The organism is Pseudomonas sp. (assembly GCF_049300855.1).
In the GTDB taxonomy this organism is placed as follows: Bacteria; Pseudomonadota; Gammaproteobacteria; order Pseudomonadales; family Pseudomonadaceae; genus Aquipseudomonas.
Map to the genome: position 1 here is coordinate 64,641 of NZ_JBAQKH010000023.1, position 18,495 is coordinate 83,135.

The 18,495-nt window shown below is 59.6% G+C and carries 17 protein-coding genes; 8 read left to right on the plus strand and 9 right to left on the minus strand.

The window, feature by feature from the left end; all coding sequences use genetic code 11:
* Positions 1-135: 135 nt before the first annotated feature.
* From WA225_RS08060 to WA225_RS08070, 3 genes are all read left to right on the plus strand, one after another.
* Positions 136-738, plus strand: a complete 603-nt coding sequence (locus WA225_RS08060; protein WP_201238922.1) for a tRNA-(ms[2]io[6]A)-hydroxylase — start codon at positions 136-138, stop codon at positions 736-738.
* A gap of 138 nt (positions 739-876) precedes the next feature.
* The gene (locus tag WA225_RS08065; RefSeq protein ID WP_422607629.1) at positions 877-1,584 is read left to right on the plus strand and encodes a response regulator; all 708 of its coding nucleotides are present in this window, start codon (positions 877-879) and stop codon (positions 1,582-1,584) included.
* Positions 1,585-2,871 (plus strand): ATP-binding protein, encoded by a 1,287-nt coding sequence (locus tag WA225_RS08070; protein ID WP_422607529.1) that lies wholly within the window; start codon positions 1,585-1,587, stop codon positions 2,869-2,871.
* A 68-nt stretch (positions 2,872-2,939) separates the two neighbouring features.
* On the opposite strand, the gene WA225_RS08075 is transcribed toward WA225_RS08070, so the two are convergent.
* A complete protein-coding gene (locus tag WA225_RS08075) occupies positions 2,940-3,428 on the minus strand; it encodes a GFA family protein (RefSeq protein WP_422607530.1) in 489 nt (162 codons plus the stop codon).
* Positions 3,429-3,565: 137 nt separating this feature from the next.
* On the opposite strand from WA225_RS08075, the gene glsB reads away from it, so the two are divergent.
* A complete protein-coding gene (gene glsB / locus WA225_RS08080; RefSeq protein ID WP_422607531.1) occupies positions 3,566-4,474 on the plus strand; it encodes a glutaminase B in 909 nt (302 codons plus the stop codon).
* Between the two features lie 195 nt (positions 4,475-4,669).
* On the plus strand, positions 4,670-6,172 hold the full coding sequence (locus tag WA225_RS08085; RefSeq protein ID WP_422607532.1) for an aldehyde dehydrogenase family protein: 1,503 nt from the start codon (positions 4,670-4,672) through the stop codon (positions 6,170-6,172).
* 122 nt (positions 6,173-6,294) lie between these two features.
* Here the strand turns inward: WA225_RS08085 and WA225_RS08090 are convergent, their stop codons facing one another.
* From WA225_RS08090 to cynS, 3 genes are all read right to left on the minus strand, one after another.
* Positions 6,295-6,954 (minus strand): carbonic anhydrase, encoded by a 660-nt coding sequence (locus WA225_RS08090; protein WP_422607533.1) that lies wholly within the window; start codon positions 6,952-6,954, stop codon positions 6,295-6,297.
* A gap of 12 nt (positions 6,955-6,966) precedes the next feature.
* Entirely contained in the window at positions 6,967-7,203 is a 237-nt protein-coding gene (locus WA225_RS08095; protein WP_422607534.1) for a DUF2790 domain-containing protein, read from the minus strand.
* A gap of 81 nt (positions 7,204-7,284) precedes the next feature.
* Entirely contained in the window at positions 7,285-7,752 is a 468-nt protein-coding gene (gene cynS, locus WA225_RS08100; RefSeq protein ID WP_129392419.1) for a cyanase, read from the minus strand.
* Between the two features lie 121 nt (positions 7,753-7,873).
* Here cynS and cynR point away from each other — a divergent pair, with 121 nt between their 5' ends.
* Complete coding sequence (gene cynR / locus WA225_RS08105) at positions 7,874-8,761, plus strand: transcriptional regulator CynR (RefSeq protein ID WP_422607535.1); 888 nt, start codon at positions 7,874-7,876, stop codon at positions 8,759-8,761.
* 330 nt (positions 8,762-9,091) lie between these two features.
* Here cynR and WA225_RS08110 read toward each other — a convergent pair whose 3' ends face one another.
* The 3 genes from WA225_RS08110 to WA225_RS08120 all read right to left on the minus strand — a co-directional run bounded on the left by WA225_RS08110 (position 9,092) and on the right by WA225_RS08120 (position 12,427).
* Entirely contained in the window at positions 9,092-9,421 is a 330-nt protein-coding gene (locus WA225_RS08110) for a hypothetical protein (protein ID WP_422607536.1), read from the minus strand.
* Between the two features lie 510 nt (positions 9,422-9,931).
* A complete protein-coding gene (locus tag WA225_RS08115) occupies positions 9,932-10,435 on the minus strand; it encodes a GNAT family N-acetyltransferase (protein WP_422607537.1) in 504 nt (167 codons plus the stop codon).
* Between the two features lie 48 nt (positions 10,436-10,483).
* On the minus strand, positions 10,484-12,427 hold the full coding sequence (locus WA225_RS08120; protein WP_422607538.1) for a DNA topoisomerase III: 1,944 nt from the start codon (positions 12,425-12,427) through the stop codon (positions 10,484-10,486).
* A 278-nt stretch (positions 12,428-12,705) separates the two neighbouring features.
* On the opposite strand from WA225_RS08120, the gene WA225_RS08125 reads away from it, so the two are divergent.
* Complete coding sequence (locus WA225_RS08125; RefSeq protein ID WP_422607539.1) at positions 12,706-14,112, plus strand: serralysin family metalloprotease; 1,407 nt, start codon at positions 12,706-12,708, stop codon at positions 14,110-14,112.
* Positions 14,113-14,531: 419 nt separating this feature from the next.
* Positions 14,532-14,900 carry a DUF427 domain-containing protein gene (locus WA225_RS08130; RefSeq protein ID WP_422607540.1) on the plus strand — a complete coding sequence of 123 codons (369 nt, stop codon included), beginning with the start codon at positions 14,532-14,534 and terminating at the stop codon, positions 14,898-14,900.
* A 52-nt stretch (positions 14,901-14,952) separates the two neighbouring features.
* On the opposite strand, the gene WA225_RS08135 is transcribed toward WA225_RS08130, so the two are convergent.
* Positions 14,953-16,575, minus strand: a complete 1,623-nt coding sequence (locus WA225_RS08135) for an MFS transporter (protein ID WP_422607541.1) — start codon at positions 16,573-16,575, stop codon at positions 14,953-14,955.
* A 133-nt stretch (positions 16,576-16,708) separates the two neighbouring features.
* Entirely contained in the window at positions 16,709-18,373 is a 1,665-nt protein-coding gene (locus WA225_RS08140; protein WP_422607542.1) for a GMC family oxidoreductase, read from the minus strand.
* Positions 18,374-18,495: the final 122 nt, after the last annotated feature.

The window sequence follows — 18,495 nt, forward strand, 5'->3', positions numbered from 1 at the left end:
GGCACGGCGTTGCACAACTATAGTTGCTGCGCATCAGGCTGCGACTTGATGCATATCAACGCGGGTGGCTGGTGGTCTGCGGGCAGGCCGGTATAATCGGCGCCCTTCGCTCGAACACCTTTTACCGTGAGCCCCATGATCCTTCCCGAAATCCACGAATTCCTTGGCTGCCGCACCCCCGACGCCTGGGTTCAGGCTGCACTGGCCGATCAGGAAACCCTGCTGATCGACCACAAGAACTGCGAGTTCAAGGCCGCCAGCACCGCCCTGAGCCTGATTGCCAAGTACCATTCCCACGTCGACCTGATCAACATGATGTCGCGTCTGGCCCGGGAAGAACTGGTGCACCACGAGCAGGTCATGCGCATCATGAAACGGCGCAAGATCGAGCTGCGCCAACTGCATGCCGGTCGTTACGCCTCGGGCTTGCGCAAGGTGGTGCGCAGCCATGAACCGGTGAAACTGGTCGATACGCTGGTGGTCGGCGCGTTTATCGAAGCACGCAGTTGCGAGCGTTTCGAAGCGCTGGTGCCGCATCTGGACGAGGAACTCGGCAAGTTCTATTTTGGCCTGCTGAAAAGCGAGGCGCGGCATTTTCAGGGTTATTTGAAACTGGCGTATCAGTACGGCGACGCCAAGGATATTGCGCAAGTCATCGAGAAAGTCCGCGCCGCCGAACAAGAACTGATCGAATCGCCGGACGAAGAATTCCGCTTCCACAGCGGCGTCCCTGCATAAGATTGTTAAAAACTCTTAAGAGTATGAAACATCACCGAAAACCGGCCCCAGTGGCCGGTTTTTGCTGCCTGAAGCAAACGCCGAACCGGCGATTGCCGCCATAATGCCGACCACTTCACAGGCTGGCAGATGGTCGTTATGGATAACCTGGGTTTTGGCAAAGTCCTGCTGGTGGAAGACGATGAGCGTCTCGCCGCGTTGATCGCGCATTTTCTTGAACAACACGGCTACGAGGTGCGCACGGTGCTTCGCGGCGATCTGGCGGTGGCGGCGTTTCTGGAATTCAAACCCAAAGTCGTGGTGCTCGACCTGATGTTGCCGGGGCAGAGCGGTCTGCAGGTGTGCCGTGAAATCCGTAGCGTGTCGGACACGCCGATCGTCATCCTGACGGCCAAGGAAGATGACCTCGACCATATCCTCGGGCTGGAATCCGGCGCCGATGATTACGTGATCAAACCAATCAAACCGCCGGTGCTGTTGGCCCGGTTGCGTGCCCTGCAACGACGGCAAGTGCCGGACAGCAGCGTGGTCAGTTTCATGGAGTTCGGCCACTTGAGCATTGATCGCAGCTGTCGCGAAGTGCGCCTGGCCGGGGAAATCATCGAAATGACCACCATGGAATTCGAGCTGTTGTGGTTGCTGGCCAGCGCCGCGGGCAAGATTCTTTCGCGCGATGACATCCTCAACCGCATGCGCGGGATTGCCTTCGACGGGCTCAACCGCAGCGTTGATGTGTACATCAGCAAATTGCGCAACAAACTCAAGGACAACCCCCGCGAACCCGTGTGTATCAAGACGGTTTGGGGCAAGGGATATCTGTTCAATCCGTTCGCGTGGGAGCTGTAGATGCTGCGGTTATTTCTCGGGCTGTTTCTGGTAATGACGGTGGGGCTGGTGCTGGCACTGCAAACCGTCGAACACACCTTTAACGCATTGCTCGACAATCAGATGCAGGCTTACAACCGTGAGGCCGTGCGCGGTCAGGCGTGGTCGCTGGTCGATCACTTGCAGGGCCGGCAGGGGGCGGATCGTGAGCGACAGCTGGAGAGTTTGCGTGCGCATTATGGCCTGTCGCTGAGTCTGGTCGAGGCCGATCAACTGGCCCTCAACCCTGAGGAAAAGGCCCAACTGGCGCAGAATCTGCTGGTGATCCGCGACGACTACACGCAGTTCATCAGCAACATCGACGGCGGTTCGCAGTTGCTCAGCATCAAGCTGCCGCCGGAGCCGAGCCTGATGCCGTTTTACATCGCGGGGGCCTACGTGATGTTGGCGGTGCTGATTGGCATCGTCCTGTTCTTCTGGGTGCGCCCGCACTGGCGTGATCTGGAGAAACTGCGCATGGCCGCCGAGCGTTTTGGCGATAACGATCTGGCGGCGCGCATTCAGCTATCGAAGCGCTCGAACATTCGTGATCTGGCAGAACACTTCAACCTGATGGCGGCGCGGATCGAGGGGCTGATCGCCAATCAGCGTGAACTGACCAATGCCGTGTCCCACGAGCTGCGCACGCCGATTGCGCGGCTGTCGTTTGAACTCGACCAACTCAGGCAGCAACCGGACGCCAGTCAGAACCGCGAACTGATCGCCGACATGTACGCCGACCTTGGCGAGCTGGAGGAGATGGTTTCCGAACTGCTGACCTACGCCAGCCTTGAACGCGGTGCAACGGTGATCAAACGCGAGAACATTCAAGCCGCCAATTGGCTGGACAGCGTGGTGGGCAGCGTTGCGCTGGAGGCGGAAGCGGCGGGCGTGCAATTGCTCATGGGTGATTGCCGGCTCGACACGGTGCGCATCGAACCGCGCTTCATGGCGCGCGCGGTGATCAACCTGTTGCGCAACGCGATTCGCTACGCCGAGCAGCGGGTCGAAGTGACGTTGGTGCGCAACGGCGATTACTACGAAGTACGCGTCAACGATGACGGGCCGGGGGTGCCGGTGGACGGGCGCGAGAAGATCTTTGAACCGTTCTCGCGGCTGGATGCGAGCCGCGATCGCCGTACCGGCGGGTTTGGTTTGGGCCTGGCGTTGGTGCGGCGAGTGTCGCAATCCCATGGCGGGCAGGTTGAGGTGGGCGATTCGCCTTGGGGTGGGGCGTCGTTCCGGATGACCTGGGCGCATCTGGATTGAATGCCGTTGCCTGCGCCGGCCTCTTCGCGAGCAGGCTCACTCCCACAGGGATTTATGTTTGCCTGGATTTATCGGGTCAAACCAAGGCGTTCATGCCATTGGGCGATGGATTCTTCGGGGTAGACGTCGAACTGTTGGTCTTTCGGTTTGGCCTCGACTTCGACCCAGCTTGCTTTCGAACCCAGCATCAAATGCGTGTGTTCCGGTGGCACCGGCAATGCGGTGTCGATGGCCGAGGCGAACGGGTGGATCAGCTCCGGCCACTCCGGGCTGAACAGCCACAAGCCGCTGCCGCACAGTGAGCAGAAGTGCCGTTCGGCGCTGCTGCGATGGGCGCGTTTGTCGCCGTCGTCTTTCATCTTCGCGTGGTAGATGCTGATGTGTTTGCGCCCGCGAACCTTGAGGCTGGTCGCGTCGCCGCCGAGGTTGATTGCATAACCGCCACCGCCCTGGGTCTTGCGGCAGATCGAGCAATAGCAGCGTTGATAAGGGTAGGGGTGGGCGCTGGTAAGGCTGAACGAGACCTCGCCGCAATGGCAGGAGCCTTCGAGATGCATGGTTGCTCTCCCGTTTTGAATGTGCGGTTGAGCCTAGAACATTCTGCGCGATGCCGGCCGGTGTGATTCGACGGGCGGGCGCAGCGTCTAGCCCCAGTGTCCCCGCAATCCCACGGGGCGAGACTTCGGAACCCGGCATGCAAGCGCTGTTGAACGAGATCCTTGACGCTGTCCGCCCGTTGATCGGGCAGGGCAAGGTGGCTGACTACATTCCTGCCCTCGGCACCGTGCCGGCCGACCAATTGGGCATCGCCGTATACGGCAACGACGGCGAAATGCACTGCGCCGGCGACGCCGAGACGCTGTTCTCGGTGCAGAGTATTTCCAAGGTATTCAGCCTGGTGCAGGCTATTGAACATTCCGGCGAAGCGATCTGGGAACGCCTCGGCCATGAACCGTCCGGCCAGCCGTTCAATTCGCTGGTGCAACTGGAGTTTGAACGTGGTCGCCCACGCAACCCGTTCATCAACGCTGGTGCGCTGGTGATTTGCGACATCAACCAGTCACGCTTCGCCGCGCCGACCCTGTCGATGCGCGACTTTGTCCGACGCCTGTCGGGCAATCCGCAGATCATGATCGACGGCAAAGTCGCTGATTCCGAATATCAGCACCGTGCGCGCAATGCGGCGATGGCCTACCTGATGCAATCGTTCGGCAACTTCCACAACGACGTCGAAGCGGTGTTGCGCAGCTACTTCAGCCACTGTGCGCTGCGCATGAGCTGCATTGATCTGGCGCGGGCGTTCTGCTTTCTCGCCAATGACGGGTTCTGCAAACACAGCGGCGAACAGATCCTCACCCGGCGCCAGACCCAGCAGGTCAATTCGATCATGGCCACCAGCGGGCTGTATGACGAGGCGGGCAACTTCGCCTATCGCGTCGGTTTGCCGGGCAAGAGCGGCGTCGGTGGCGGGATTGTCGCGGTGGTGCCGGGGCAGTTCACGGTATGCGTGTGGTCGCCGGAATTGAATGCGGCCGGTAATTCGCTGGCGGGGATGGCGGCGCTGGAGATGCTTAGCTCGCGGATTGGCTGGTCGGTGTTCTGACCCGATCCGCCAAACAAAACCCTGTGGGAGCTGGCTTGCCAGCGATGAGGTCCTGTCAGTCACCATAAATTTGCCTGAACCACCGCTATCGCTGGCAAGCCAGCTCCCACAGGTTTCTTTAGTGTTTGCAGAGGTGTATTTCATCGAGTAATCCGCTACATTTTCCGGCCGCTCCCTGCATGGTGAATCCGTTTCATGTCTCTCGCGCTCGAACGTCTAGTCGCTGGCACGCCGATCCCTTTCGCTGGCAACCGCGTCACCGTGGTCAGCCCCGAACTGGCTGCGCGCTTTCAGCCCGGTGACCATCTGCTGGTGGAGCAGGTCAGTGGCGAGTTACTGCTGATCCCCGTGGCCGATCAGCAAGCGGCGTCTGTGGCGATCGAACGTGCGGCAGCGGCATTCACGGCGCTATCGGCAGTCGCTGATGCGGCGATCAGCCAGTTTTTTGATCGGTTCGCGCAACGACTGGAAACCCCCGAGTGCTGGGCGCAGATCGAATCTGCCAATCTCGCCGACATCGAGCGGGCCAAGGCGCGCGGCCGTTCCACCACGCGCTTGCTTGCCGATGAGCGCATGCGTGCCGACATGATCGCCGGCCTGCGTGCCTGGCGTGATGCGGCGGCAACGCGTGGCAAAGTCATCAGCAGCGTCGAACATGACGGCTGGAAGGTTGAACAGGTTGTCTCGCCATTGGGCATCGTAGCGTTTGTCTTCGAGGGGCGGCCGAACGTGTTCGCCGACGCGGCCGGTGTCTTGCGCACCGGCAACACTGCCGTACTGCGAATCGGCAGTGATGCATTGGGCACCGCGCAAGCCATCGTCACTCATGCCTTGAACCCGGCACTGGCTGACGCTGGTCTGCCGGCCGGTGCGGTGTCGCTGGTGGAAAGCGTCAATCATGCGGCCGGTTGGGCGATGTTCGCCGATCGGCGTTTGTCGCTGGCGGTTGCCCGCGGTTCGGGTCGTGCGGTCAGTCAGTTGGGCAGCATTGCCCAGCAGGCCGGCACCGCCGTCAGTCTGCATGGCACCGGCGGCGCGTGGTTGGTGGCTGATCGTGATGCCGATGCTCAACGCTTTGCCGCGGTAGTGCGTAACTCGTTGGACCGCAAAGTCTGCAACACCCTCAACGTGTGCCTGATCCAGCGTGATCGCGTGGCTGAGCTGGTGCCGTTGTTTCTCGATGCACTGCAACAGGCCGGCACCGCGCGTGGCCAGGGTTGCAAGTTGCACATTGTCGAAGGTAGCGAAAGTTACCTGCCGAGCGAGTGGCAGAACGCAACAGTCGAGGTCTATCGCGCCGGGGGTTATCAGACCGAAGCACTGGCCGAACCCTTGGCGGAATCGGCGTTGGGCCGCGAGTGGGAATGGGAAGAAACCCCGGAAGTCAGCCTGATGATCGTCGACGATCTGGACCAGGCGATTGCGCTGTTCAACCGTTACAGCCCGCAATTTACCGTGTCGTTGATCAGCGAGGATGCCGTCGCACAAGAGCGTTTTTACCACGCGGTCAATGCGCCGTTCGTGGGTAATGGCATTACTCGTTGGGTCGATGGGCAGTACGCGCTGAACAAGCCGGAGTTGGGGCTTTCGAACTGGGAGAGCGGGCGCTTGTTTGCGCGCAGTGCGATTCTTTCGGGGGATGGCGTGTTCACTGTGCGCAGCCGGATGAGCCAGATCGATCTCACGGTAAAACGTTGACCTGGCGGGCAATGATCGTTCCCACGCTCCAGCGTGGGAACGCAGCCCGTGACGCTCCGCGTCACTGGACGCAGAGCGTCCCTTGAGGCATTCCCACGCAGAACGTGGGAACGATCAGTTGCTCAGGCAGCGTGCGTGCTTTGCGCATGAACCGCGCAAGTCGCCGGTTGTTCGGCCAGCGGCACAAACGTGCGGCGGTCCGAGGACAGCGCATCGATCGAGCCGGTCTCGATGTCATACACCCAGCCATGCAGATTCAGCAGGCCTTTCTCCTGCGCCAGACGCACGCTCGGATGGGTCTGAATGTTCGCCAATTGCGCGATCACGTTCTCACGCACCATCGAACTCAACTTCGCCGCGTCATTGGCATGCGGCCGCGCTTCGTTGACCACTTTTGCCGATTCGGCATGCTGCAGCCAGCCACTGACGGCGGGCAGGTGATCCATGCATTTGCACTGGGCAATCGCGGTCATCGCACCGCAGTCCGAGTGCCCGCAGATCACAATGTCGGTCACCCCGAGCACCGCCACCGCATATTCCACCGTCGCCGACACCCCGCCCGGGTGCGGACTGTAAGACGGCACGATGTTGCCGGCGTTGCGGATCACAAACAGCTCGCCGGGCTCTTGTTGGGTCAGCAGTTCCGGCACGACACGGCTGTCGGAACAGGTGATGAACAACGTGCCGGGCTGTTGCGTGGTCGCCAGGTGTTTGAACAGTTCGGTGCGTTGCGGGAACGCTTCGTTCTGGAATTTCAGAAAGCCATCAATCAGGTTTTTCATGGTGTTGTCCTCTTAGTTCGAGCAACCGCTGCCGAATTCGCTGTATTGAAGAATGTGTTGGTCGCCGTGGCTGTCCAGATACGTCATGGCTACCGGCACCACGCCACACACATCGGCAACCGGGGTAATGCTCAGCACTTGGGCGATATCCAACTGCATGCCGTAGTGGTAGGCGACGGCTTCGTCAGCGGCGAATGTCTGGACGGAGAAACCGCCGAGCAGGGCCAGAATCAACAGAATTTTTTGCATGGGGCAGCCTCCAGATGTGTTGGGTGACGGGTAGCCATTTGAGGTGGGTTGGCCCGCACGCAGGGTGCGGGCCGGTGCGGATCAGAACGGACGCAGGGGCAGGAACTTGCCGTCGAGGGTGACCACGGCGCGGGAGCCGCCTTCTGGGTCTTCGACTTTCTTGATGTCGAGTTTGAAGTTGATCGCGCTGATGATGCCGTCGCCGAACTGCTCGTGAACCAGCGCTTTGAGCGTGGTGCCGTAGATCTGAATCATCTCGTGGAAGCGGTAGATGGTCGGGTCGGTCGGCACGCCGCTGAGGCTGCCACGCAGCGGGATGATCTGCATTGCCGCGACGTCTTCAACGCTCAGTTCCAGTTTGTCGCCAACCACTTGGGCGGCATTTTCCGGCAGCGGGTGCTGGCCGAGCAGGGCAGCGGTGACGTACGCCAGGCTCAGGCCGGTGCCGTCGGCCAGATCCTGCCACGACAGATCCTTGCGTGCCTTGGCGTCGAGAACGCGGGTGGTCAGGGCCAGGCTGGTGTCGTTGTAGGCGTGGGACTGTTGCATGGTGTCACTCCTTTCAGGGGTTGGCTTGCTGTGTGGGATTGATTTTCTGCCGATTGATCCATAGCGTCCAAGACCGATATACAATCCTTCGCATAAGTCCTGCCTATAGATGGTGTTTCCCATGCTGCTGCGACATTTGCGTTATCTGCTGGCCGTTGCCGATCACGGCGGCTTCACCCGTGCCGCCGAGGCGCTGCATGTGTCGCAACCGACCCTGTCGCAGCAAATTCGCCAATTGGAAGAAACCCTTGGGGTGAACTTGTTTGATCGCACTTCGCGCACGGTCAAGCCGACAGATGCCGGCGCGGCCTATATCGAATGCGCGCGGCGGGTGTTGGTGGAGCTGGAGGCGGGCAAGCGCGCGTTGCATGACGTGAAGGATTTGTCTCGCGGGACCTTGCGCCTGGCGATGACGCCGACGTTCATGGCCTATCTGGTCGGGCCGTTGGTGCGCGATTTTGCTGCGCGGTATCCGGGGATTCATTTGCAGATTTTCGAGCTGTCGATGGACGACATTGAGGCGGGGCTGGCGGATGACTCGCTGGATATTGCGATTGCGTTTACGCCGGTGCGCAATGCCGATATCGAATGCATTCCGGCGTTTACCGAAACGTTGGGGATCATGGTCGGGCGTGAGCATCCGCTGTATGACAGCCACTCGGTGCTGATGACGGAAGATATTGCTGCACTGGACTTTGCCCTGTTGGCGCCGGACTTTATTACGCGGTTATCGGTGGATGAGTATTTCCGCCAGCACGGGATTACACCGCAGGTGCGGATCGAGGTGAATTCGGTGAGTACGTTGCTCGAGGTAGTGCGGCATTCGCCGCTGGCGACGATGCTGCCGCAGGCGATTGCGACTGAGGATCGGGCGTTGCGCCGGTTGCGCGTCGAGAGTGATGCGCCGCAGCGTGGGGCGGCGTTGTTGCGACGGCGCAATAATTATCACAGTGCGGCGGCGGTGGCGTTTGTGGAATTGGTGTTGGGCATGGGAAGCCCCTCACCCTAACCCTCTCCCAGAGGGAGAGGGGACTGACCGAGGTGCTTGGGCGATTTACGCCGACCTGAGAAACCTGAGCCGAACTCTGGTTCTGAAAGCACCATAAATCGGCCCCCTCTCCCTCGGGAGGGGACTGACCGAGGTGTTTGTGCGATTTACGCCGACCTGAAAGTTTTGAGCCGAACTAAAATTTTGAGCGCAGCGCAAATCGGCTCCCTCTCCCTCGGGAGAGGGCTGGGGTGAGGGGCTACAATTCCAGTCACGCCAAATCAATGCAAGCGAACAAAAAAGGCCTGCTTCCTTTAAGGAAGCAGGCCTTTCAATTATTTAATGACTAACTTAGTAAAACCGATCAATCACCCGAACACCGTTGTTGTTCTGCATCGAGTCCCACGCCTGTTTCAGCGTTTGCAGAACATTACCGATGAAGTCCTTGTCGGCCGCGGCTTTTTTGCCGACATAACCGTGGCCACGGCGGTACATCTTCAGGCGGGCCAGCAGGTTCTGATGATTGCGGTCGAACTCGTCTTCGTCAGCATGGGTCGCCAGGCAGTCGATATGCACCTGCCCCGACTTGCTGATCCACAGAATATGGCTGTCGTGGCTGTCTTTCTGCGCAGCGAACATACGAGCCAGTTCTTCGATAGTAGGTTGATTGTTCAGATTCATGATATTGCCCCTTGACCAGTCTGGTGATCTTTCAAAGTTGATTCGCTAATACAGGTAGCCCATCGGTTAGTTGATCCCTGGCACCGAAACCAGGACGTCAGCGCTCGCCCGTGAGAAGTACGGGGTCGTGCATCTGTTGCATGTAGTCGTGTTGAATAACTGCTACGCAATAGCGTCACAACGAGGAGAAGCAGCGAAAACCGGGAGGCTCCTTGACGACAGTTTCAGTGTCGACCACAAGCGTCTTGAGAATTTTCGCCAGCGCTTCTCGTCCTTGTACTGGACGTTCAGGCCAGGTCAGCTTCTTCAATCTGCCTTGTGGGCAGCGTGTATCCGGAAAAAACAACTCGGCGGTCAGACGAGTTTGCTCAAGCGTGTTACCGATGTTCCCGATCGGGGAACGTCTTCATCATGCAAAAGCAAAACGATGCCGTCAACGGTTTTGTAGTGATTATTTTTGTTCACTACATATTGTCGGACAAAGCAGTTTTGGAATGAGAAAGGATCCGTTCAGGCAACGGAAAAAGGCGTGCGCAGGCGGTAGAACGTGCACGGATAACCGTCCACATCGCGCTGCTGCCGGGTGAAATCGCCGCCGGTCAATACAGGCACCAGCCTGGCCCAGAAACGCTGTGCCGGCAGGTTGGCGTCGATATGGAAAATCTGCCACTGACCGGGGATCCGGCTCAAGAGGGCAGAGACGACAAACTGCGCGACGCCTTGGCCACGAAAGCGTCGGGCGATGAAGAAGTAGCCGATGTTGTGTTCGGCGCCGGCGAGGTGGGTTTCGTTATCGACGGTCACGAAACCGGCGAGTTCGCCGTCGACGCGAATCAGCAACGGTTGAGTGGCCGGGTGACGCCAGTATTCGGTTTTCGGCTGGATGGAGAAGAAGCCGTGCCCGGCGAGCTTCAGCGGCAACCATTCGCTGAAGTCGTACATGTAGAACTGCATGAGGTTTTCGATGATTTCCAACTCATCGCGCTGAGCTGGGTGCAGTTCGATATTGGCCATGCGCCGGGTTCCTGAAAGTGATGAGCCTTGCAGAAACACTAGCGGGTTTTATTTGCTCGCAGGTTTCGCCGTGCGTCTGGTGGTGCCTGCGGTTTTGCTGCGGGTCGATTTACGTTTCTTCTTCCACGGGGTCGCGGCTTTGCCGGCAGGCGGCGGGCCGCTGATGCTCAGGCTCAGGCCGGAACAGCGGATGACTTGCTTGCTCATCCACGCCGCCTGTTTGGTGACGAACTCTTCCAGGCTCATCTCTCCACTTTGCACCATGTCCAGTGCCTGCTCCCAGATCGCGGTAGTGCCTGGATCGGCAATCGCGCGGGGTACGGCGTCGATCAAGCTGAACGCAGCAGGGGTGGCGGCGAGAGCCTTGCCGTTTTTCACCAGATAGCCACGATCGAGCAAACCCTGAATGATCGAGGCGCGGGTGGCTTCGGTGCCGATGCCGGTGGTGTCCTTGAGCTTCTGTTTGAGCAGCGGATCTTCCACCAGTTTGGCGACGTTCTTCATCGCCTTGATCAGATCGCCCTCGGTATAAGGCTTGGGCGGTTGCGTCCACAGATCTTTGAACTTGACCTCAGCCACCGCGCAGTCGATGCCTTGGCTCAGTGTCGGCAAGGTTTGCGGTGCTGGTGCCTCGCGACCTTTGGCCGGTGCGAGGGCCTCGGGCAGCGCTCGCTTCCAGCCTGCTTCGATGATCTGCTTGCCGACTGCGCGCAAGGCTTCGCCGGCGCAATCGAAATCAGCCTGGGTGCGATCGTATTCGTGGTTGGGCAGAAACTGCGCCAGATAGCGTGCGCGAATCAGCGTATAGACCGCGCGGTGTTTGCCGGTCAGGCGTTCGAGATTCTTCGCCGCAGCGGTGGGAATGATGCCGTGGTGCGCGCTGACCTTGGCGTCGTTCCACGCGCGGGATTTGCGTTGCGGCTCCAGAAACCCGTTGAGCGCTTCTAGGCTCGGATCGGCCTGACGCAACGCCGCGAGAATCGCCGGTGCCTCACTGTGCTGGCTCAGCGGCAGATAACCGCAATCGCTGCGCGGGTAGGTGATGACTTTGTAGGTTTCGTAGAGTGCCTGGGCGATGTCGAGGGTTTCCTGCGCGCCGAGGCCGAGTTTCTTCGAGCAGACTTCCTGCAAGGTGCCGAGATCGAAGGGCAGGGGCGCCACTTCGCGCATGCGTTCGGTTTTCAGCTTGACCACCCGGGCACTGGCAGCGCTTTTCATCGCAACTGCGGCGTGCTGGGCCAGCGCCTGATTCAGGCAGCGATCCTGATCATCACAGGCATCCGACGGCGCGCGCCACTGTGCGGTGAACGGTGTGCCGTTGTGTAGCAACTCGACATCGATCGCCCAATACGGCACCGGCACGAAATCGGCGATGCTGCGGTCGCGGTCGACCACCAGACGCAGAGTCGGCGTCTGCACGCGGCCTACCGGCAACACGCCTTGATAACCCGATTGCCGACCGAGCAGGGTGAACAGGCGGCTCATGTTCATGCCGATCAGCCAATCAGCCCGCGAGCGACCCAGCGCCGAGTGATACAGGCTGAACGTCTCGGCCCCCGGTTTCAGCGCGGCCAGGGCCTTGCGGATCGACGCTTCGTCCAGCGCCGACAGCCACAAACGGCGGATGGGCCCGCGATATCGGCAATGCTCGACCAGTTCCCGGGCGATCATCTCGCCCTCACGGTCGGCGTCGGTGGCGATGATCAGTTCACTGGCTTCACCGAGCAGGCGCTTGACCGCTTTGTACTGGCTGGCCGTGCGCGGTTTGACGGTCATCTTCCACTTGTCCGGAATGATCGGCAGATCCGCCAGCACCCAGCGCTTGTAGCGTGCGTCGTAGGCGTCCGGCGGGGCGGTTTCGAGCAAGTGGCCGATGCACCAGGTCACCGTGACGTCCGTTCCCAGCCAGCAGCCGTCGCCCCGACGCCTGGCGCCGAGCACAGCCGCAATGTCTTTGGCCTGGGAAGGTTTTTCACAGAGGTACAACCGCATAACCACCCTCGTCGATCAAGGTCCGAACAGGTGCACAGAATGGCCGGACTTGGCCTCAGGGGCAACTTTTATCTGTATGGATATACAGATAAAAAGCATTGCAGCGCATGACGGGAAATACCGGGACGCAGGCCCGGCTATCGAGAAATTGATTAGCGCCCGGTTTACCCCTGTGTCAGGTTTTTCGGCGATGCAAAACACGCGAGTGACAGGACGATCTCGCCAGAAGATCGCCGTGGTCTGTCGACACTGACTACTCAGAAACAAGGAAGTCCACCATGGCTCAAGCCAAATCCAAAACCAGCAGCGCCTTCGACCAAATCGATACGTTCAGCCACCTGTATGACCGTGGTAACGGTCTGGTCAACGGTAAACCGTCGTTCACCGCCGACCAGGCTGCCGACGAAATCCTGCGCAAGAACCTGTCGTGGGGCGACAAGAACGCCGATGGCAAAATCGACCTCAGCTACACCTTCCTGAGCGAAAAACCGGCGAACTACAACGTCAAACTGGGCAACTTCAGCGAGTTCAGCGCCCAGCAAAAAGCTCAGGCCGTGCTGGCCATGCAATCCTGGGCCGACGTCGCCAACGTCACGTTCACTGAAGGCAAGGGCGGCGATGGCCACATGAGCTTCGGCAACTATGACGTCAGCACCGGTGGCGCAGCGTTCGCTTATCTGCCGAGCGGCGGCAGCTATGACGGCCAGTCGTGGTACTTGATCAACGATCAATATCAGGTCAACAAAACCCCGGACACCAACAACTACGGGCGCCAGACGCTGACCCACGAAATCGGCCATACCTTGGGCCTGTCGCACCCGGGCGCCTACAACGCCGGTAACGGTAACCCGACCTATAACGACGCCAAGTACGCCGAAGACACCCGTGGCTACAGCCTGATGAGCTACTGGAGCGAAGCCAACACTGACCAGAACTTCAGCAAGGACGGCAGCGGCGCCTACGCCTCGGCGCCATTGCTGGACGATATTGTCGCGGTGCAAAAACTCTATGGCGCCAACTACGCGACCCGTGCCGATGACACCATCTACGGTTTCAACTCCAACGCCGAACGCGATTTCTACAGCGCCACTTCGGCGGCGTCGAAAGTGGTGTTCTCGGTGTGGGATGGCGGCGGTAACGACACCCTGGATTTCTCCGGTTTCAGCCAGCACCAGAAGATCAACCTCAATGAAGGTTCGTTCTCTGATGTCGGTGGTCTGGTCGGCAACGTGTCGATTGCTTACGGTGTGACCGTTGAGAATGCCATCGGCGGTTCCGGCAATGACCTGCTGATCGGCAATGCGGCTGCCAACGAACTGGTCGGCGGTGCCGGTAACGACATCATTTACGGTGGTGGCGGTGGCGATACGCTGTGGGGCGGTGCCGGTGCAGACACCTTTGTGTTCGGCGCTGCCAGCGATTCGACCATGACCGCGCCGGACTGGATCATGGATTTCACCAGTGGCCTGGACAAGATCGACTTGTCGGGGATCGCCGGTTTTGCCACGGGCGCAGCCTCGCTGAACTTTGTCAGCGGTTTTACAGGGCATGCGGGCGATGCGATTTTGACTTACTTCGCGCAGACCAATCAGACCAGCCTGATGGTTGACCTGACGGGGCAGGGTTCGGTGGACTTTGCTGTGGGTGTGGTGGGGCAGGCGGTGGCGACTGATATCGTTGCGTGATGCCTGAAGAGCGGCCCTCACCCTAACCCTCTCCCAGTGGGAGAGGGGACTGACCGAGTTGTCTGGCGAAATCCATCGACCTGAAAAATCGAGTCGATTATGGATTCAAAGCGAATGGTTCAAGTCGGTGAATCTCGTCAATATCCCCAATTGGTTCTCTCTCCCAGTGGGAGAGGGGACTGACCGAGTTGTCTGGCGAAATCCATCGACCTGAAAAATCGAGTCGATTATGGATTCAAAGCCAATCGTTCAAGTCGGTGAATCTCGCCAATATCCCCCAATCGGCTCCCTCTCCCTCGGGGAGAGGGCTGGGGTGAGGGGCTTTTGAAGTTGATGGGCCGTTCGGCTGTAAATCCACCCCAACCAGAACCGATGGGCTATACCTGAACCGGTCTCTTCGCCGTATTCAGGAGAACCCCATGAAAAGCCCTGGCCCCAGTCCCGTCATTACCCTCGAACAACTTCCCGGCTGTCTGCTGGTGAAATTCCACGGCATCCAGGTCGCCGCGTCCTCCCACGTCTTGATCCTCAACGAAGCCAACTACCCGCCGGTCTATTACGTCCCCCGCGAAGACATCGACGAAAAGTATTTCGCCCGCACCGACCACACCAGTTATTGCCCGTACAAGGGCGACGCCAACTACTTCAGCCTGCAAGTGCCGGGGCATGAGGGGGCGAATGCGGTGTGGACTTATGAAAATCCGAAAGTGTCAGTCACGCCGATCCGCGACTACGTGGCGTTTTATCCGGATCAGGTGAAGTTCGAGGTGATCAAGGCTGATGCCTGAGCAAAAAAACGGCGAGGGTAAAAGCCCTCGCCGATATTTGTCTGGTTGAGTTTCAGTTCTTGTCGAGATCGATATTCTTCGTCTCACGCAAACAGATCATTCCCACCACCAGGCTCACGCCGGTAATCAACACCGGATACCACAGCCCGTAAAAGATGTCCCCGGTGTACACCACCAGCGCAAACGACACCGTCGGCAGGAAGCCGCCAAACCAGCCGTTGCCGATGTGGTACGGCAGCGACATCGAGGTGTAGCGAATGCGCGTCGGGAACAGTTCGACCATCAGCGCCGCCAACGGGCCGTAGCACATGGCCGAGATGATGATCAGCGCGACGATCAGGGCGACGATCATCGGTTTGTTGATCTGCTGCAGATCGGCCTGTTGCGGGTAGCCGGCCAGGGTGATCGCGCCGCGCAGGGCGGCCTCGTCGTAGCCATCGAGTTTGACGTCGCCGACGCTCACTTGCACGGCGCTGCCCGCCGGGGCGGCGGCGCTGGAATAGGGCAGGCCTTGCTTGACCAGGAAGGTTTTGACCTTATCGCACGGGCTGTCGAATTTGGCCTTGCCCACCGGGTCGAACTGGAAGGTGCAGGTCGCCGGATCCGCCAGCACGGTGATCGGTGCCTGACGGCTGGCCTGATCAATCGCCGGGTTGGCGTAGTGGGCGAGGGATTTGAAGATCGGGAAGTACAGCGCCGTGGCCAGCAGCAAGCCCAGCATCAGCACCGGTTTACGCCCGACCTTGTCCGACAGCCAGCCGAAAATAATGAAGAACGGCGCGCCGATCACCACGCTGATGATCAGCAAGGTGTTGGCCACCGCCGGGTCCATTTTCAGGAACTGGGTCAGGAAGAACAGCACGTAGAACTGCGCCGCGTAGAAGGTCACCGCTTGCCCGGCGTTGATGCTGAACAGGGCGATCAGCACGACTTTGAGGTTTTCCCATTTGCCGAAGGATTCGCGGATCGGCGCTTTCGAGGTTTTGCCTTCCTCTTTCATTTTCAGGTATGCCGGCGACTCGTGCAGGCTCAGGCGGATCCAGGTGGAAATGCCCAGCAGCACGATCGACAGCAGGAACGGAATGCGCCAGCCCCACACTTCAAACTGGTCGCCGGTGAAGTAGCGGCAACCGAGCACCACCAGCAGCGACAGCAACAGGCCGAGGGTCGCGGTCGACTGAATCCAGCTGGTGTGGAAACCGCGTTTGCCGATCGGCGCGTGCTCTGCCACATAAGTCGCGGCGCCACCGTATTCACCGCCGAGCGCCAGGCCCTGGAGCATGCGCAGCACCACCAGAATGATCGGTGCGGCGATGCCGATGCTGGCGTAAGTCGGCAGCAGGCCGACGCAGAACGTCGCCACGCCCATCAAGATAATCGTGGCGAGAAAGGTGTATTTACGCCCGATCATGTCCCCCAACCGACCGAACACCAACGCGCCGAACGGCCGCACGATAAAGCCTGCGGCGAAGGCCATCAGCGCAAAGATGAACGCCGTGGTGTCGTTGACTCCGGCGAAAAACTGCTTGCTGATCACCGCCGCGAGCGCGCCGTAGAGGAAGAAGTCATACCACTCGAACACTGTTCCCAGTGATGAGGCGAAGATGACTTTTTGCGTGGCATTGCTGGTGCTGGCGCCGCTCGCGGCGTCCAGCGGCTGAGCGTGTTCTGACATATCGGTATCCCTCACAGTGATTGTTTTTGTTGTTCCACTGGTGTTGCGTGTCCGGGTGATGCGCGATGCCTTTGAATGTTACGAAACCTTGTGGGAGCGAACTTGCTCGCGAAGGCGTCCTGTCAGTCAACGTCTATGTTGAATGATCTACCGCTTTCGCGAGCAAGCTCGCTCCCACAGGCACGGTGTTTACAGCTTTGGAATTGAGAATGAGTTGAGCAGCCTTCTCGGCAATCATCAGCGTAGGCGAACAGGTATTGCCCGAGGTGATGCGCGGCATGATCGAGGCGTCGGCGATGCGCAAGCCGGGCACGCCATGAACGCGCAGTTGCACATCGACCACCGCGTCACCGTCATTGCCCATGCGGCAGGTGCCGACCGGGTGGAAAATCGTCGTGCCGATTTTCGCTGCGGCTTCCTGTAACTGTTCTTCGCTTTGCAGGTGGGCGCCGGGCAGGTACTCGACCGGTTTGAACGCTTGCAGGGCAGGGGCGCTGACGATACGGCGAGTCAGGCGAATCGCATCCGCCGCCACGCGCAGGTCTTCAGGATGGCTCAGATAATTGGGTTGAATCAGCGGCGCCTCTTGTGGATCCGCCGAACGAATTTCAATGCGCCCACGACTCTGCGGACGCAGGTCGCACACCGACGCGGTGAACGCCGGGAAGCTGTGCAACGGCTCGCCAAAGCGCTCCAGCGACAGCGGCTGCACGTGGTACTCAAGATTCGCCGAGGTCTGCTCCGGCCCCGACCGCGCAAACGCGCCCAACTGACTCGGCGCCATCGACAACGGCCCGCTGCGGTCATACAGATAACGCAGGCCCATGCCCATCTTGCCCCACACGCTGCCAGCGATCTGGTTGAGCGTGCGGGTGTTTTCCAGTTTGTAGATCAGGCGCAATTGCAGGTGATCCTGCAGGTTGCCACCAACGCCGGGCAACTCATGAATCACCCCGATACCGAGGCGTTCCAGTAGCGGTCGCGGGCCAATCCCGGAGCGCTGCAAAATGCTCGGCGAGCCGACAGCACCGGCGCACAAGACAATCTCTTTTCGTGCCTTGAACTGCTTGATCTGACCTTCGTGACGCGTACTGACTTTTGATGCGCGACCGTCCTCCAGCAGCACCCGATCAACCTCAACCCCGGTCAGTACCGTGAGGTTAGCTCGGTCACGCACGGGTTTGAGAAACGCCTTCGCCGCGTTCCAGCGCACCCCGGATTTCTGATTGACCTGGAAGTAGCCGCAACCCTCGTTGTCGCCCTGATTGAAGTCATCGATGCTGGCAATGCCGCTCTGCTCGGCGGCACTGCGAAACGCATCCAGAATTGGCCACGACAAGCGCTGTTGTTCGACGCGCCATTCACCCTTGGCGCCGTGAAATTCAGCATCCCCGGCAAAATGGTTTTCGCTTTGTTTGAACAACGGCAGCACATCGTTCCACGCCCAACCCGGATTGCCCTCTGCTGCCCAGCCATCGTAGTCGTTGGCCTGGCCGCGCATGTAGATCATGCCGTTGATGGAAGAACAGCCGCCCAACACTTTGCCGCGCGGATAACTCAGTGCGCGGCCATTCAGGCCTGGTTGTTGTTCGGTCTTGAAGCACCAGTCGGTGCGCGGGTTACCGATGCAGAACAGGTAACCGACAGGAATGTGAATCCACGCATAGTTGTCGCGGCCGCCGGCTTCGAGCAACAGCACGCGCTGTTGCGCATCAGCCGACAGCCGATTGGCCAGCAAGCACCCGGCAGGGCCGGCGCCGACCACGATGTAGTCGTATTCATCGAGGGAAGTCTGCATTCCCTGACCTCGCTTTTTGTTTTTATTGTCGGACACTCTAGTTGTTAGCTTTCGTCAAAAGAATGTTAGTTTTTGCGCAGCCGCTGTGCGTTTTCAAACAGCCTGCATAGACCATAGCCGAC